The organism is Rhizobium sp. N621 (assembly GCF_001664325.1).
GTDB classification, from domain to species: domain Bacteria; phylum Pseudomonadota; class Alphaproteobacteria; order Rhizobiales; family Rhizobiaceae; genus Rhizobium; species Rhizobium esperanzae.
The window spans coordinates 1,994,181-2,009,726 of the sequence record NZ_CP013495.1; the positions used below are offsets into that span (position 1 = coordinate 1,994,181).

At 61.2% G+C, this 15,546-nt stretch carries 15 protein-coding genes; 12 read left to right on the top strand and 3 right to left on the bottom strand.

Features of this window, described 5'->3' with window-relative positions; translation table 11 throughout:
* Positions 1-2: 2 nt before the first annotated feature.
* Genes lpxD through lpxB form a run of 5 tightly spaced genes read left to right on the top strand, consistent with a single transcriptional unit; the run spans position 3 to position 4,393 of the window.
* On the top strand, positions 3-1,067 hold the full coding sequence (lpxD, locus tag AMK00_RS09740; RefSeq protein ID WP_064810243.1) for a UDP-3-O-(3-hydroxymyristoyl)glucosamine N-acyltransferase: 1,065 nt from the start codon (positions 3-5) through the stop codon (positions 1,065-1,067).
* Positions 1,060-1,527, top strand: coding sequence for a 3-hydroxyacyl-ACP dehydratase FabZ (gene fabZ / locus AMK00_RS09745; RefSeq protein ID WP_064802290.1), 468 nt, complete (start codon positions 1,060-1,062; stop codon positions 1,525-1,527). The genes lpxD and fabZ overlap by 8 nt, the downstream gene beginning before the upstream one ends.
* Complete coding sequence (gene lpxA, locus AMK00_RS09750; RefSeq protein ID WP_064802292.1) at positions 1,524-2,342, top strand: acyl-ACP--UDP-N-acetylglucosamine O-acyltransferase; 819 nt, start codon at positions 1,524-1,526, stop codon at positions 2,340-2,342. The genes fabZ and lpxA overlap by 4 nt, the downstream gene beginning before the upstream one ends.
* 3 nt (positions 2,343-2,345) lie before the next feature.
* Positions 2,346-3,227 (top strand): LpxI family protein, encoded by an 882-nt coding sequence (locus tag AMK00_RS09755; RefSeq protein ID WP_064802294.1) that lies wholly within the window; start codon positions 2,346-2,348, stop codon positions 3,225-3,227.
* On the top strand, positions 3,224-4,393 hold the full coding sequence (gene lpxB, locus AMK00_RS09760; protein WP_064810244.1) for a lipid-A-disaccharide synthase: 1,170 nt from the start codon (positions 3,224-3,226) through the stop codon (positions 4,391-4,393). The genes AMK00_RS09755 and lpxB overlap by 4 nt, the downstream gene beginning before the upstream one ends.
* A 27-nt stretch (positions 4,394-4,420) precedes the next feature.
* On the opposite strand, the gene gltA is transcribed toward lpxB, so the two are convergent.
* Complete coding sequence (gene gltA / locus AMK00_RS09765) at positions 4,421-5,710, bottom strand: citrate synthase (RefSeq protein WP_038688692.1); 1,290 nt, start codon at positions 5,708-5,710, stop codon at positions 4,421-4,423.
* A gap of 266 nt (positions 5,711-5,976) precedes the next feature.
* Entirely contained in the window at positions 5,977-6,198 is a 222-nt protein-coding gene (locus AMK00_RS32955; RefSeq protein ID WP_237350460.1) for a hypothetical protein, read from the bottom strand.
* On the opposite strand from AMK00_RS32955, the gene AMK00_RS09770 reads away from it, so the two are divergent.
* Positions 6,175-8,430, top strand: a complete 2,256-nt coding sequence (locus AMK00_RS09770; protein ID WP_237350461.1) for a ComEC/Rec2 family competence protein — start codon at positions 6,175-6,177, stop codon at positions 8,428-8,430. The genes AMK00_RS32955 and AMK00_RS09770 overlap by 24 nt on opposite strands.
* Here the strand turns inward: AMK00_RS09770 and lexA are convergent.
* Positions 8,411-9,130 carry a transcriptional repressor LexA gene (gene lexA / locus AMK00_RS09775; protein ID WP_064806107.1) on the bottom strand — a complete coding sequence of 240 codons (720 nt, stop codon included), beginning with the start codon at positions 9,128-9,130 and terminating at the stop codon, positions 8,411-8,413. The two genes, AMK00_RS09770 and lexA, sit on opposite strands and share 20 nt — an antisense overlap.
* A 198-nt stretch (positions 9,131-9,328) precedes the next feature.
* Between lexA and AMK00_RS09780 the strand changes: the two genes are divergently transcribed.
* The 6 genes from AMK00_RS09780 (at position 9,329) to AMK00_RS09805 (ending at position 15,544) form a co-directional block, all read left to right on the top strand.
* Positions 9,329-10,225 carry a VOC family protein gene (locus tag AMK00_RS09780; RefSeq protein WP_064810246.1) on the top strand — a complete coding sequence of 299 codons (897 nt, stop codon included), beginning with the start codon at positions 9,329-9,331 and terminating at the stop codon, positions 10,223-10,225.
* Positions 10,222-11,067 carry a 3-deoxy-8-phosphooctulonate synthase gene (gene kdsA, locus AMK00_RS09785; protein ID WP_064810247.1) on the top strand — a complete coding sequence of 282 codons (846 nt, stop codon included), beginning with the start codon at positions 10,222-10,224 and terminating at the stop codon, positions 11,065-11,067. The genes AMK00_RS09780 and kdsA overlap by 4 nt, the downstream gene beginning before the upstream one ends.
* A gap of 141 nt (positions 11,068-11,208) precedes the next feature.
* A complete protein-coding gene (gene eno / locus AMK00_RS09790) occupies positions 11,209-12,483 on the top strand; it encodes a phosphopyruvate hydratase (RefSeq protein ID WP_064802304.1) in 1,275 nt (424 codons plus the stop codon).
* Between the two features lie 134 nt (positions 12,484-12,617).
* Positions 12,618-12,938, top strand: a complete 321-nt coding sequence (locus tag AMK00_RS09795; protein ID WP_064802306.1) for an FtsB family cell division protein — start codon at positions 12,618-12,620, stop codon at positions 12,936-12,938.
* A 145-nt stretch (positions 12,939-13,083) separates the two neighbouring features.
* Entirely contained in the window at positions 13,084-14,130 is a 1,047-nt protein-coding gene (gene pdhA, locus AMK00_RS09800) for a pyruvate dehydrogenase (acetyl-transferring) E1 component subunit alpha (protein ID WP_011425209.1), read from the top strand.
* A gap of 16 nt (positions 14,131-14,146) precedes the next feature.
* Positions 14,147-15,544 (top strand): pyruvate dehydrogenase complex E1 component subunit beta, encoded by a 1,398-nt coding sequence (locus AMK00_RS09805; RefSeq protein ID WP_064810248.1) that lies wholly within the window; start codon positions 14,147-14,149, stop codon positions 15,542-15,544.
* Positions 15,545-15,546: the final 2 nt, after the last annotated feature.

Consider the following 15,546-nt stretch of genomic DNA (forward strand, 5'->3'; position numbering starts at 1 on the left):
CGATGGAGCAAAACGTTTTTTTTCTGCCCCATGAAGGTCTGAAGCTCGCTGAGCTGGCAGAGTTTCTTGGGGCGGAACTCGCCAATTCCGATCATGCCAATGTCATCGTCAGGTCCGTCGCACCGATCAGCCGGGCGCGGGCGGGCGATGTCTGCTATATCCTGTCGCGCCGTAATCGCGAGGAGTTTGCGACCTGCGAGGCCTCGGCGGTGATCTGCGACAAGGCGCTTGCCGATCTCATTCCTCCGCATCTTCCGGTTATCTTCTCGTCCAATCCGCATGCCGCCTTCGCAATCGCGGGCGGCCTGTTCTATCCCGCAGCATTGCGTCCGATCGCTCTTTCGGGTGAAAGCGAGATTGCTGCGAGCGCAGTGATCGATCCGAGCGCCAAACTTGAAAAGGGCGTGATCGTCGAACCGTTGGCCGTCATCGGTGCGCATGCCGAGATCGGGGCGGGAACGCGTATCGGCGCGAACAGTGTCATCGGCCCGAATGTCAAGATCGGCCGGGATTGTTCGATTGCGGCTGGAGCAAGCATTCTTTGTGCGCTGATCGGCAATGGCGTCATCATCCACAACGGCGTTCGGATCGGCCAGGACGGTTTTGGTTATGCACCGGGTCCGCGCGGCATGATCAAGATCGTTCAGATCGGCCGGGTGATCATCCAGGACAATGTTGAGATCGGCGCCAACACCACCATCGACCGCGGCGCCATGGACGACACGGTAATCGGCGAGGGGACCAAGATCGACAATCAGGTCCAGATCGGCCACAACGTCCAGATCGGCCGCCATTGCGCCATTGTTTCGCAGGTCGGCATCGCCGGCAGCACGAAGATCGGCAATGGCGTGCAGATCGGCGGCCAGGTGGGAATCAAGGGACATGTGACGATCGGCGATGGCGTGCAGATAGCTGCCAAAAGCGGTATCATGACTGACCTTGCCGCGGGCGGACAATATGGCGGTATACCTGCCCGTCCGCTAAAAGACTATTTGAGAGAGGCCGCGCAACAGGTGTCGAAGTCCAAGTTGCGCGGGAGGAACCCTGGAGGCAAGCAAAATGACTGAGGAAGCCACGACGACGCTTTCTTCGGCTGATATTACCGAGATCATGAAGCTGCTGCCGCATCGCTATCCGTTTCTCATGGTCGACAAGATCATCGGGATCGACGGCGACAACACGGCAATCGGCATCAAGAACGTCACGGTGAACGAACCGCATTTCACCGGCCATTTTCCGGAAGCGCCGATCATGCCCGGGGTTTTGCTGATCGAGGGTATGGCTCAGACGGCGGGTGCCATCTGCGCCAAGAAGGAAGGTCAAACCGGCAACCTCGTCTATTTCATGACCATTGAGAATGCGCGCTTCCGTAAGCCGGTTGTGCCCGGCGACCGCGTCGAATTCCACGTCAAGAAGAACAAGCAACGCGGCAATATCTGGAAATTCCATTGCGACGCCAAGGTTGACGGCGCACTTGTCGCCGAAGCTGATATCGGCGCGATGATCGTTCGTAAGGATCAGGCATGAGCAATATCGCCGAAAGCGCCCGTATTCATCCGATGGCTGTCGTCGAAGACGGGGCTACCATCGGCGAGGGCGTCAAAATCGGTCCTTTCTGCCATGTCGGGCCGCATGTCGACCTGCATGCGAATGTTGAGCTCCTGGCGCATGCGGTCGTCACTGGCCGCACCGTGATCGGCAAGGGCACGCGCATCTTTCCGATGGCCGTCGTCGGCGGTGATCCTCAGAGCGTGCATCACGGCGGCGAGGAAACGACGCTGACGGTCGGCGCCAATTGCACGATCCGTGAAGGTGTGACGATGAACACCGGCACCGCCGATTTCGGCGGCCGGACGATCGTTGGCGACAACAACCTTTTCCTTGCCAATTCTCACGTCGCGCATGACTGCCGGGTCGGCAACCATGTGATCATGTCGAACAACGTCATGCTCGCCGGCCATGTCGTCATCGAGGATCGCGTCATCCTGGGTGGCGGCTCGGCTGTTCACCAGTTCACCCGCGTCGGCCGCCACGCCTTTGTCGGCGGCCTGTCGGCGGTGAGTTACGATGTCATTCCCTATGGCATGCTGAACGGTAATCCCGGTCTGCTGGGCGGCCTCAATGTCGTCGGCATGACGCGGGCCGGCATCGACCGCGCCGTCATCCACCGGGTGCGCCGCGCCTACAAGGCGATCTTCGAAGGAACGGGCTCAGTGCGCGAAAACGCCGCCGCGATCCGTGATGAATATGCCGATTGCGAGCAGGTCGTGCAGATCCTCGACTTCATTGCAGCCGAGAGCGACCGCGCACTGTCCTCGCCGACGCGGGGGCAGAAGGGCTAGTCCGTGGCTTTAACAGGCGACACCGCTGCGGGCCGGTTGGCGATCATCGCCGGCGGTGGCCTTCTGCCTTCCTATGTCGCCGAAGCCGCGCGCGCGGCTGGCGAAAATCCCGTTATCGTCGCGCTGAAGGACGAGAGTGATCCACGCTGGGAAGGCTATGATCACGCCGTTATCGGCATCGGCGATTTCGCCGCCCTTGAGGGTCTCTTCAACCGATATGGCGTCGGACGTGTGGTGATGTCGGGAAGTGTGCGCCGCCGGCCGGAATGGCGCGAGGTGCGCCCGACGCTGCGCATTCTGATGAAGGTCCCGGCCGCCATTCGCACACTGCTCTCCGGCGGCGACGATACCGTTCTGCAGATGGTGATCCGGTTGATCGAGGGGAACGGTCGGCGCGTCGTCGGCGCCCACGAGATCGCCCCCGACCTGCTCGCTTCCGTTGGCCCGCTTGGTGCCGCCGCGCCCGGCGAGGAAGACCGACGCGATATCAGCCAAGCCGCCAATGCCGCCGAGACGCTTGGCCGGCTGGATGTCGGGCAGGGTGCCGTCAGCATCGGCGAGCGCGTCGTCGCGCTGGAAGGACTTGAGGGCACAGATGAGATGCTGGACCGTGTCGCCGGCCTCAGGGCCGCCGGACGGATCTCGCCGCGCCGCCGCGGCGTGCTCGTCAAGCTCTGCAAGCCGCAACAGGACATTCGCGCCGACCTGCCGGCGATCGGCGTTGCCACAATCCAGAATGCTGCGAAAGCCGGCCTAGCTGGCATCGCAATCGAAGCCGGTCGCTCGCTGGTGCTTGATCGGACCGCAGTCATCAGCGCCGCCGACGAGGCTGGGTTGTTCGTCTGCGGCATCGATCGCGGTCTGCCGGCATGGGGGCTCGAATGAATGGGGCGCCGCTGAAGATCGCCGTCATTGCCGGGGAAGTGTCGGGCGATCTGCTCGGCGCCGATCTCATCGCGGCCCTCAAGCGGAATTACAGCGGACCGGTGGAGCTTGTCGGCGTTGGCGGCGAGGGGCTGCAGGCGGAGGGATTGAAATCCCTGTTCGATTTTTCCGAGCTGTCGATCATGGGCGTCACCCAGGTGCTGAGCCGGCTGCCAAGGCTGTTTGGCCTGATCCGTCGAACCACGGCTGAGATCATCGCCGCAAAGCCGGATATCCTTGTCATCATCGACAGTCCCGATTTCACCCATCGCGTCGCCAAGCGCGTGCGCACGGCGTTACCCGATCTGCCCGTCGTCAATTACGTCTGTCCGAGCGTCTGGGCCTGGAAGGAATATCGCGCCACGCGAATGCTCGGCTATGTCGATCACGTGCTTGCCGTTCTGCCCTTCGAACCGGCAGCCATGCAGCACCTCAATGGTCCGGCGACAACCTATGTCGGGCATCGTCTGGTCGCCGACCCAGCACTGCTGGAGACACGTCGCCTGCGCCTGGGAAGGCAGCCAGGCAACGGCCCGATCCTGCTTCTTCCCGGCTCGCGCTCCTCCGAAATCCAGAAGCTTCTGCCTTACTTCGAGGTCGCCACGAATGAACTCGTCGCCCGCAACGGGTCCATGCGCTTCATTCTGCCGACGGTGACACACAGGCAAGCGCTTGTCCGCGAAATCACGGCGGGCTGGGCGGTAAAGCCGGAGATCGTCGTCGGCGCGCAAGCAAAATGGAAGGCCTTTGCCGAGGCCGATGCAGCCATGGCGGCGTCCGGAACCGTTATTCTCGAGCTCGCACTTGCCGACGTTCCCGTCGTCTCCGCCTACAAGGTCGACTGGATCATGCGCATGCTGACATCGGGCATCAAGACCTGGACCGGCGCGCTGCCGAACCTGATTGCCGATTACCCGGTCGTGCCGGAATATTTGAACGATGTCGTTCGCGGCGCAAGCCTTGCACGCTGGATGGAAAGGCTGTCGGCCGACACCTATCAGCTGAAGGCGATGAAGGAAGGCTACGAGCTCATCTGGCAGCGCATGCAGACGGAAAAGCCGCCCGGCGAACATGCCGCCGAAATCCTTCTCGACGTTTTGAAAAAGAAAAAACCCGGCCATTCCTGACCGGGTTTCTTTTGAGCTCTGAAGCGATCAGCGCTTCGAAACCGGGATGTAGTCGCGCTTGGGCTCGCCGACATAGAGCTGGCGGGGACGGCCGATGCGCTGTTCCGGATCCTCGATCATCTCGTTCCACTGCGCAATCCAGCCGACGGTGCGGGCAAGCGCGAAGAGCACGGTGAACATGGTGGTGGGGAAGCCCAGAGCCTTCAGCGTGATGCCGGAGTAGAAGTCGATGTTCGGATAGAGCTTCTTCTCGATGAAATATTCGTCGGTGAGCGCGATACGCTCCAGCTCCATCGCCACTTCGAGCAACGGATCGTCCTTGATGCCGAGTTCGCCCAGCACTTCATGCGTCGTCTTCTGCATGATCTTGGCGCGCGGATCGTAGTTCTTGTAGACGCGGTGACCGAAGCCCATCAGACGGAACGGGTCGTTCTTGTCCTTGGCGCGGGCAATATACTCCGGAATGTGATCGACCGTGCCGATTTCCGTCAGCATGTTGAGCGCTGCTTCATTGGCGCCGCCGTGAGCGGGGCCCCAGAGGCAGGCGATGCCGGCGGCGATGCAGGCGAACGGGTTGGCGCCCGACGAGCCGGCGAGGCGGACTGTCGAGGTCGAAGCGTTCTGCTCGTGGTCGGCGTGCAGGATGAAGATACGGTCCATGGCGCGCGACAGAACCGGATTGACGACGTATTCCTCGCACGGAACGGCAAAGCACATGCGCAGGAAGTTCGAGGCATAGTCGAGGTCGTTCTTCGGGTAAACGAAGGGCTGGCCGATATGGTACTTGTAGGCCATGGCGGCAAGCGTCGGCATCTTGGCGATCATGCGCAGGCTGGCGACCATGCGCTGGTGCGGATCGGTGATGTCTGTGGAGTCATGATAGAAGGCCGACAGGGCGCCGACGCAGCCGCACATGACGGCCATTGGGTGCGCATCGCGGCGGAAGCCGGTGAAGAAGCGGCTCATCTGCTCATGCACCATCGTATGGTGCGTGACGCGATAGTCGAAATCCTTCTTCTGCGCGGCCGTCGGCAATTCACCGTAGAGCAGGAGGTAGCAGACCTCGAGGAAATCGCCATGCTCTGCGAGCTGCTCGATCGGATAACCGCGGTGCAGCAGCACACCTTCGTCACCGTCGATATAGGTGATTTTCGATTCACAGGATGCGGTCGAGGTGAAGCCCGGATCGTAAGTGAAGGAAGCGGTGTTCTTGTAGAGAGCACCGATGTCGATGACGCTCGGGCCGATCGTGCCGCTTTTAACGGCGAGGTCGACTGATTTGTCACCGATTTTTATTGTAGCGCTTTGATCCGTCATGCTGATCCTCCGAAATGTCGGTGGCGCCACAAAAGCGCCATAGGGGTTAAGCGTCCTTTCCGATAGCTATATGATCGCAACGCTAATGCCAAGTTACCGTGACGGCATTTTGTGCATTGCGGCATCACCTTTTAGGCACTGCAGCGATGAGCCGCACGCATAGCGGAAGCCGATGATTCGACTGGTCTTTTGCCGCTTAAGATTTTCCCTCATATTTCAATCGATTATCCTTGCCGGATTTGCTTGAAGGTTGCATTCTGGCGACTTTACAGGGTGATCTTGGGCGGGGCATGCAGGAATTGACGACAGCCGAATTGCGGCCGCAAGCGGGCGTCGGCCTTGCCGATCCGCCGGATTTTCCTGCGCCTGCGGTAGTGACTCAATCGGTAAGGACGCAGTCGCAGACCCCATTGCGTCGTCGGCTGCTGGCCACCGCCCGGCAATCGCTGCGTGCCGGAGCCTGCATGCTGGGCGAAGAGGCCGATCATGGCCGCCTGCTGCTGTTCTCGCCGGTCTTCCTCGGAGCCGGCTCGGCCTTCTGGTTTCTCGGCAGATCGGATTTTCCCCTCGTTGCATCGCTGCTCTGCCTGCTGGTGTCGGCGGCCGCGGTTTTCCTCACCGGTCCCAGCCGGCCGATCTTGCGCGCAAGTTTCATGGCGCTGGCACTTTTCGCCGGCGGCATGCTCTCGGCTCAGTTCGAGAGCTGGCGGGCTTCGACGGTGATCCTCGATTCATCCGTGACGACGACGGTGACCGGCCGTGTCGAACGGCGGGAAGGCGACGGCCGCGGGCGCTGGCGCTACATTCTTGCCGTCACCGGCACCGAGGCGCCGGAGCTGAAACGGCCGCCGAGACGCATCACCGCGATCGTCCGGGGCGCCGATGCGCCTTTCGAGATCGGCGACATCATTACCGGCAAGGCACGGCTGACGCCGCCGGCCGGCCCCGCACTTCCCGCGCTCAACGACTTCTCCTTCGGTGCCTATTTCGACGGCATCGGCGCCAACGGTTTCTTCTACGGTGCGCCGGAGAAACTCGACTTGGAGGCAGGCCCGCAGGCGGACAGGTCGACGGACGCGCTGCTCGAATGGCTCTACCGGCTGCGCAGTAGCATCGGCGACCGCATAAGATCGATCCTGCCCGGCGACACCGGCGCTTTTGCCGCTGCCCTGGTGACGGATGAACGGCGCGCCATCTCGAAGACGACGACGGAGGCGCTACGCCAGTCCGGCCTTGCCCACATCGTCGCGATCTCGGGCCTCAACATGGCGCTGTCGGCCGGCATTTTCTTCGTCGGTTTCCGGATGCTGCTCAGTCTCTTTCCCGGTGTCGCCCAAGCCTATCCGACAAAGAAGATCGCCGCCGCCGGCGCGCTCATCGCCGTCACCGCCTATTACCTGATCTCCGGTTTCGGGGTTTCGGCCGAGCGCGCTTTTATCATGATGGCCATTATGCTGATTGCCGTCTTCTTCGATCGGCCGTCGATCAGCCTGCGCAATATCGTTCTCTCTGCGCTCATCATCATCGCCATTTCACCTTCTGAAGTATTGGGACCGAGCTTTCAGATGTCCTTTGCCGCGACATTGGCTTTGGTATCGGGCTATCAGCTGTGGAAGGACAGGCGTGTCCGCGAAAGCGCTTTTCTGAAACTGCCGATCATCAGGCCGGTGGTTGCCGTCGCCGGTTTCTTCGGCGGCGTCTTCCTGACCTCGCTGATCGGCGGCTTTTCCACCGCACTGTTTTCGATCGAGCATTTTCATCGCCTGACGGCTTACGGCCTGCCGGCAAACCTTGCGACGATGCCGATCATCTCCTTCATCGTCATGCCGGCCGGGTTGCTGGCGATGTTGCTCATGCCTTTCGGTGTGGACGCTCCACTCTGGAAGGTGGTGGGATTCGGCCTCGATCTGGTGATTGCGGTCGCCAAGACGGTGTCCGGCTGGGGCGGTGATATCGGCGTCGGCCGCTTGCCCGCCTGGTATTTCGCAGTGGCGGTGGCAGGCTTTCTGCTGCTGACGCTGCTGCGCACCCGGCTGCGCCATGTCGGCACATCGATCATCGCCATCTCGACGCTCATCGTGCTGCTTCTGCCGCTTCCCCGGCCGCCGGATCTGGTGATTTCGGAGGATGGCAGTCTGGTTGCGGTCGTCGCGGCTGAGGCAATAGCTTCCAACCGTGAAAACCCGCCGGATTTCATCTTCGACCAGTGGCAGCGAGCGCTGGTCCTGCCGACACATGATCCGCCGAAGATGCTGGATGGTCCGGCTATCCCGCCGGAAGGAGAAGACCGCCGTGTCAGGCTTTCCCGCGATCAGCAGAACGAAGCGAGCGCAGCGATGCGGGCAGCCGCAGCAGGCGGTGAAGCAAACCGCTTTTCCTGCGTCAAGAAGGCCTGGTGCACATCAAGACTCGGCAATGGCCATATCGTCACCGTCATCGACAATGCCGCCTATCTCGGTCCGGCCTGCGATACGGCCGATATCGTCGTGACCTCGGTCCGTCTGCGCTTCGACAGCTGCCGTTCAGGCGGCACGCTTTTCACCGGCGAGACGCTGCGCAGGACCGGTTCCGTCGAATTGCGCTTCGCCGGTGCCGACCTGGAGGTCACCACCGCCTTCGATGCTTTGTCGCGACCATGGATGCGCCATCGCGCCTATGATTGGCGCAACGATCGTTTTACCGATTCCGGCCCATCCGGCGTCAGTGATAGCGACGGATGAGGCCGACGAGCTTGCCCTGCACCTTGACGCGGTCGGGTCCGAAGATGCGGGTCTCGTAGGCCGGGTTGGCGGCCTCGAGCGCGATCGAGGCACCCTTGCGGCGGAAACGCTTCAGCGTTGCTTCCTCGTCGTCGACGAGGGCAACGACGATATCGCCGGGACTTGCGGTGCTGCCGTTGCGGATGATCACGGTATCGCCGTCGAAGATGCCGGCATCGATCATCGAATCGCCCTTGACCTCCAGCGCATAGTGCTCACCGGAGCCGAGCATATCCGCGGGAACGACGATGTCGTGGGTGTTGTTCTGGATCGCCGAGATCGGAACGCCGGCGGCGATACGTCCCATGACCGGCACGGAGATGGAGTTGCCATTGTCGGCGACCGGCTTTGGCGCAGCGGGGGCGGCGACCGGCTGGGGCTTGCCGAGGCTGCCCTCGATGACGCTCGGCGAAAAACCGCGGCGCTGTTGAAGGCTGGGGTTATAGGCCTCCGGAAGTTTGATCACTTCAAGCGCCCGGGCGCGATTCGGTAGGCGGCGAATGAAGCCGCGCTCCTCGAGCGCCGTGATCAGCCGGTGGATTCCGGATTTCGAGGCGAGATCCAGGGCATCCTTCATTTCGTCGAAAGAGGGAGGGACGCCGGATTCCTTCATGCGCTCATGAATGAAAAGGAGAAGCTCCTGTTGTTTGCGCGTGAGCATCGACGTCAGACCCCGTGATTGAAACAAATCCAGAACAGACACTATATGTTCCATATGTGTTCCGCAAGTAGCTAAATTTCCGTAAAACTTCGTGGCAACTCGTCGAGATTTTTATTTTCATTCGCCGGATTGGTGCACATGTCTTGCATTGAGCGAGGTGCTGTCGCACATCTCTTGCCGGTTTCAGGAGGGATATTCATGAACGCGCATTCCGCCAAATCACACCCGCTGGATCATGTCGTGCTGCCCGTGGTCAATATCGATCTGGCGCGTGAAAGGCTCGGCAAGCTCGGTTTCACCGTCGCCGCTGATGCGCGCCATCCCTTCGGAACGGAGAATGCCTGCGTCTTTTTCGCCGACAAGACCTATCTGGAGCCGCTTGGCGTTGCGAGCATCGAGGAGAGCGAGGCAGCGGCCCGCCAGGGCAATGTCTTCATTGCCCGCAATCGCGCCTTTCGTTTCCGCTGCGGCGAGGAGGGACTTTCTGCGCTGGCCTTCCTCAGCGAGGATGCCGGCGTCGATCATAAGCGCTTCGTCGGCAACGGCGCGAGCGCCGGTGAGATGTTGCAATTCAGCCGGCCGATGCGGATGCCGGATGGTTCGGAGAGCGTCGGCAGCTTCAAGCTGGCCTTTGCAGCTGATTTGCGCGCCCCCGATTTCTTTCTCTTTACCTGCCAGCGCATCAATTCGTTCCCGACAGATCGCGCCGCGCTGGAGACGCATGCCAATGGCGTGATCGGTATTGCCGAGATCGCGCTTTGTGCGCCGGACCCGGCGGCATTCGCCGCTTTCGTCGGACTTGCGATAGGGCAGGCGGCGGCGGAGAAAACCGGTTTCGGCGTGAATATCGCGGCATCGAATGCGAAGATCAGCCTGATGACGCCGGAAGGGCTGGAGGCCTATTTCGAGCTTGTCGTCTCCTCCGCCGATCGTGGCCTGCGCGGCCGGGCAATCCTCTTCACTGTCGCCGATCTTGCCGTGACAGAAGCGCATTTGGCTGCTAACGGGGTGACCTACACGCGCAAGAACAACCGCATTCTGGTGAAGCCCACGCCCGGGCAGGGTGCGCTCTTCGCCTTCGAGGAAAAACGATGAGCACCGACACGAATTCCGAAGTCAGGATCGGCGAAGGCGAAGGCCAGGTCACCTTTTCCAATACCGCCCGCCTGTCGCTGATTGCCGGCCCATGTCAGATGGAGAGCCGCGATCACGCCTTTATGGTCGCCGGCACGCTGAAGGAGCTTTGCGGCAAGCTCGGCATAGGCCTTGTCTACAAGAGCTCCTTCGACAAGGCGAACCGCACCTCGCTCTCGGCAGAGCGCGGCATCGGCCTGGAGAAAGGCATGGAGGTCTTTGCCGACCTCAAGAAGGAATTCGGTTTTCCCGTCATAACCGACGTCCATACGGCCGAGCAATGCGCCGAGGTGGCCAAGGTGGCCGATGTCCTGCAGATCCCGGCCTTCCTCTGCCGTCAGACCGACCTTCTGATCGCAGCCGCCAGGACCGGCCGCGCCGTCAATGTCAAGAAGGGCCAGTTCCTCGCCCCTTGGGATATGAAGAACGTCCTGAAGAAGCTCAATGCCAGCGGCAATCCGAACGTGCTGCTGTGCGAGCGCGGCGCCTCCTTCGGCTACAATACGCTGGTTTCCGACATGCGCTCGCTGCCGATCATGGCGGCGATGGGCGCGCCCGTCATTTTCGATGCGACCCACTCCGTCGCCCAGCCGGGCGGGCAGGGCGAATCCTCGGGCGGTCAGCGCGAATTCGTCGAGACGCTGGCACGCGCGGCAGTGGCGACGGGTATTGCCGGCGTCTTCCTCGAAACACACCAGGACCCTGACAACGCACCATCCGACGGCCCGAACATGGTCTATCTCAAGGATATGCCGCGGCTGCTTGAGAAATTGCTTGCGTTTGATGCGGTCGCCAAGGCCTGACCTTCAACAGGATGACATGATCGTGGTCTAGGCCACTTGGGAACGCCGATTCGAAGGCTGGTAATTGCGGCATTGTAATTTGCACGCCTTCGCTTATGACAAGCTTCGAACGACTTATCACCCACCGAGCAGGAAGAACCCATGACTGCAATCACCGATATCATCGCCCGCGAGATCCTCGATAGCCGTGGCAATCCCACCGTCGAAGTCGACGTCTATCTCGAAGACGGCAGCATGGGCCGCGCGGCCGTTCCCTCGGGCGCCTCGACGGGCGCGCATGAGGCGGTCGAGCTGCGCGACGGCGGCAAGCGCTATCTCGGCAAGGGCGTCGAAAAGGCGGTCGAGGCGGCCAACACCGAGATCTTCGACGCGATCGGCGGCATCGACGCCGAAAACCAGATCCAGATCGACAACATCATGATCGAGCTCGACGGCACGCCGAACAAGTCGCGCCTCGGCGCCAATGCCATCCTCGGCGTGTCGCTCGCCGTCGCCAAGGCTGCCGCCCAGGCATCCGGCCTGCCGCTTTACCGTTACGTCGGCGGCGCTTCCGCGAGCCTCCTGCCAGTGCCGATGATGAACATCATCAACGGCGGCGCCCATGCCGACAACCCGATCGACTTCCAGGAATTCATGATCCTGCCGGTCGGCGCCGATTCGATCGCCGAAGCCGTGCGCATGGGTTCGGAAGTCTTCCATACGCTCCGCAAGGAGCTTGCCGCGCAGGGCCACAACACCAATGTCGGCGACGAAGGCGGCTTCGCCCCCGGCCTGAAGAGCGCGCCCGAAGCCCTCGACTTCATCATGAAGTCGATCGAGAAAGCCGGCTACAAGCCGGGCGACGACATGTGCCTCGGCCTCGACTGCGCCTCGACGGAATTCTTCAAGGACGGCAAGTATGTTCTCGAAGGTGAAGGCCGCACGCTCGAATCAGGCGCCATGGCCGAATATCTGGCCGAGCTTGCCGGCAAATACCCGATCATCTCGATCGAAGACGGCATGGCCGAAGACGACTGGGATGGCTGGAAGGCACTGACCGATCTGATCGGCAACAAGACCCAGCTCGTCGGCGACGATCTCTTCGTCACCAACTCCGCGCGCCTTCGCGATGGCATCCGCATGGGCGTCGCCAACTCGATCCTCGTCAAGGTCAACCAGATCGGTTCGCTGACGGAAACGCTCGATGCTGTCAACACGGCGCACAAGGCGGCCTATACCGCCGTCATGTCGCACCGCTCCGGCGAAACCGAAGATTCGACCATCGCCGATCTCGCCGTCGCCACCAACTGCGGCCAGATCAAGACCGGTTCGTTGTCGCGTTCCGACCGTCTTGCCAAGTACAATCAGCTGATCCGCATCGAGGAAGGCCTCGGCCCTCAGGCGCAGTACGCCGGTCGCTCGATCATCAAAGGCTGATCCTTCCGATTTTTACGGCTCGACCCGCGCCTCCCGGCGCGGGTTTTTTCTTGCGCTCTTTTTACGGTCAATGAACGGTTAATCTCTGTGCGTTATGCTGAACGAATTGGTAATGCGTTCAAGAGCATGCGTGTATGTGGACAAAGCATCATAAGAAGAGAAAGCTCGGCCGCTTCGTCATTCCGGCCATGACGGTCGCCTTCCTTTCCTATTTCGGTTATCATTGCATCCATGGCGATTATGGCCTGCGGGCGACGGAGACGTTCGAGCGTCAGCGCGTCGCGCGCGAACGAGAGCTTGCCGTCTTGAAGGCGAAGCGCGAACATCTGGAGAGCCAGGTGGCGCTGCTGAGTGATGGCTCGCTCGACAAGGATATGCTGGACGAAAAGGCGCGATATCAGCTGAATATGTCGCGTGCGGACGAGATCGTCATATTCAACCATTATTCCAATTAACCGGAATTCGGTTAATTGGAATTTCTGATTTATTTCCAATAATTTAGCGCCGAATACGAGCCATGCAATTATGGCATTGCTGTGGTCATATTTCTTCCCTATGGTACGCGCCACCGAGAAACGACAAACCCATAGGGAGGGTTGAATGGCGCCGCGAAAGACCGCGACCGTTTCCAGCCGCAAAACTGCAGCAAAACCAGCAGCCAAAGCATCGAATGGAGGCCCGGTAGCCGACTTCGATCGGGATGAGGAACTCAAGGCCTATCGCGAGATGCTACTGATCCGCCGCTTCGAGGAGAAGGCCGGTCAGCTTTACGGCATGGGCTTCATCGGCGGCTTCTGCCATCTCTACATCGGTCAGGAAGCTGTCGTCGTCGGCATGCAGATGGCACAGAAGGAAGGCGATCAGGTCATCACCGCCTATCGCGACCACGGGCACATGCTGGCAACCGGCATGGAGGCGCGCGGCGTCATGGCGGAACTGACCGGACGCCGCAGCGGCTATTCCCACGGGAAGGGCGGCTCGATGCACATGTTCTCGAAAGAGAAGCATTTCTACGGCGGTCACGGCATCGTCGGCGCCCAGGTTTCGCTCGGAACAGGGCTTGCTTTTGCAAACCATTACCGCGGCAACGGCAATGTCGCCATCGCCTATTTCGGCGACGGCGCTGCCAACCAGGGCCAGGTTTACGAGAGCTTCAACATGGCGGCTCTCTGGAAGCTGCCGATCGTCTATATCGTCGAAAACAACCGTTACGCCATGGGCACCTCGACCGCCCGTGCGACGGCTCAGTCGAACTACTCGCTGCGCGGATCCGGCTTCGGCATCCCCGGCATTCAGGTCGACGGCATGGATGTTCGCGCCGTCAAGGCCGCGGCCGATGAGGCGCTCGAACATTGCCGCTCCGGCAAGGGTCCGATCATTCTCGAAATGCTGACCTATCGTTATCGCGGCCACTCGATGTCCGATCCGGCGAAATATCGCACGAAGGAAGAAGTGCAGAAGATGCGCTCCGAGCAGGACCCGATCGAGCAGGTAAAGGCACGCCTCATCGAAAAGGGCTGGGCCTCCGAAGACGATCTGAAGGCGATCGACAAGGATGTCCGCGACATCGTCGCCGACAGCGCCGACTTCGCCCAGGCCGATCCGGAGCCGGATGCATCCGAGCTCTACACCGACATTCTGCTCTAATCGGGGGAGGGAACCCATGCCTATCGATATCCTCATGCCCGCCCTCTCTCCGACGATGGAAGAAGGCACGCTGTCCAAATGGCTGAAGCAGGAAGGTGACAAGGTCACTTCCGGCGACGTGATCGCCGAAATCGAAACCGACAAGGCGACGATGGAAGTCGAAGCCGTCGACGAAGGCGTCATCGGCAAGCTGCTGGTCGATGCCGGCACCGAAGGCGTCAAGGTCAACACCAAGATCGCCGTGCTGCTGCAGGACGGCGAATCGGCCGACGCGATTTCTGCCGCTCCTGCTGCTGCTCAGCCGGCTCCGGTCGCTGCTCCGCAGGTTGCTCAGGAAGAAAAGCCGACAAATTCCGGTTCGGCTGCTGCTCCCGTCCCCGCAGAGCCCAAGGCTGCCGTTCCGAACGACCCGGAAATCCCGGCCGGCACCGAAATGGTGTCGATGACTGTGCGCGAAGCGCTCCGCGACGCCATGGCCGAAGAAATGCGCGCCAGTGACGACGTCTTCGTCATGGGCGAGGAAGTTGCCGAATATCAGGGCGCCTACAAGGTCACTCAAGGGTTGTTGCAGGAATTCGGCCCCCGCCGCGTCATCGATACGCCGATCACCGAACACGGCTTTGCCGGCGTCGGCGTCGGCGCCGCTATGGCCGGCCTTCGCCCGATTGTCGAATTCATGACCTTCAACTTCGCCATGCAGGCGATCGACCACATCATCAACTCGGCCGCCAAGACGCTCTATATGTCCGGCGGCCAGATGGGCGCTCCGATCGTCTTCCGCGGCCCGAACGGTGCTGCCGCCCGCGTCGGCGCCCAGCACAGCCAGGACTATGCCGCCTGGTACAGCGCCATCCCCGGCCTCAAAGTTGTCATGCCCTACACGGCATCCGATGCCAAGGGCCTGCTCAAGGCTGCGATCCGCGACCCGAACCCGGTCATCTTCCTCGAGAACGAAATTCTCTACGGTCAGCACTTCGACGTGCCGAAGCTCGATAACTTCGTCCTGCCGATCGGCAAGGCGCGCATCCATCGTCCGGGTAAGGACGTCACCGTCGTGTCCTTCGGCATCGGCATGACTTATGCGACGAAGGCGGCCGCCGAACTCGAACAGCTCGGCATCGACGTCGAACTGATCGACCTTCGCACCATCCGCCCGATGGACCTGCCGACGGTTATCGAATCGGTGAAGAAAACCGGCCGTCTGGTAACCGTCGAGGAAGGTTATCCGCAGTCTTCGGTCGGCACTGAAATCGCCACCCGCGTGATGCAGCAGGCCTTCGATTATCTCGATGCGCCGATCCTGACGATCGCCGGCAAGGACGTGCCGATGCCTTACGCCGCCAATCTTGAAAAGCTGGCACTTCCGAACGTCGGCGAAGTCGTCGATGCGGTGAAGGCTGTCTGCTACAAATAAGG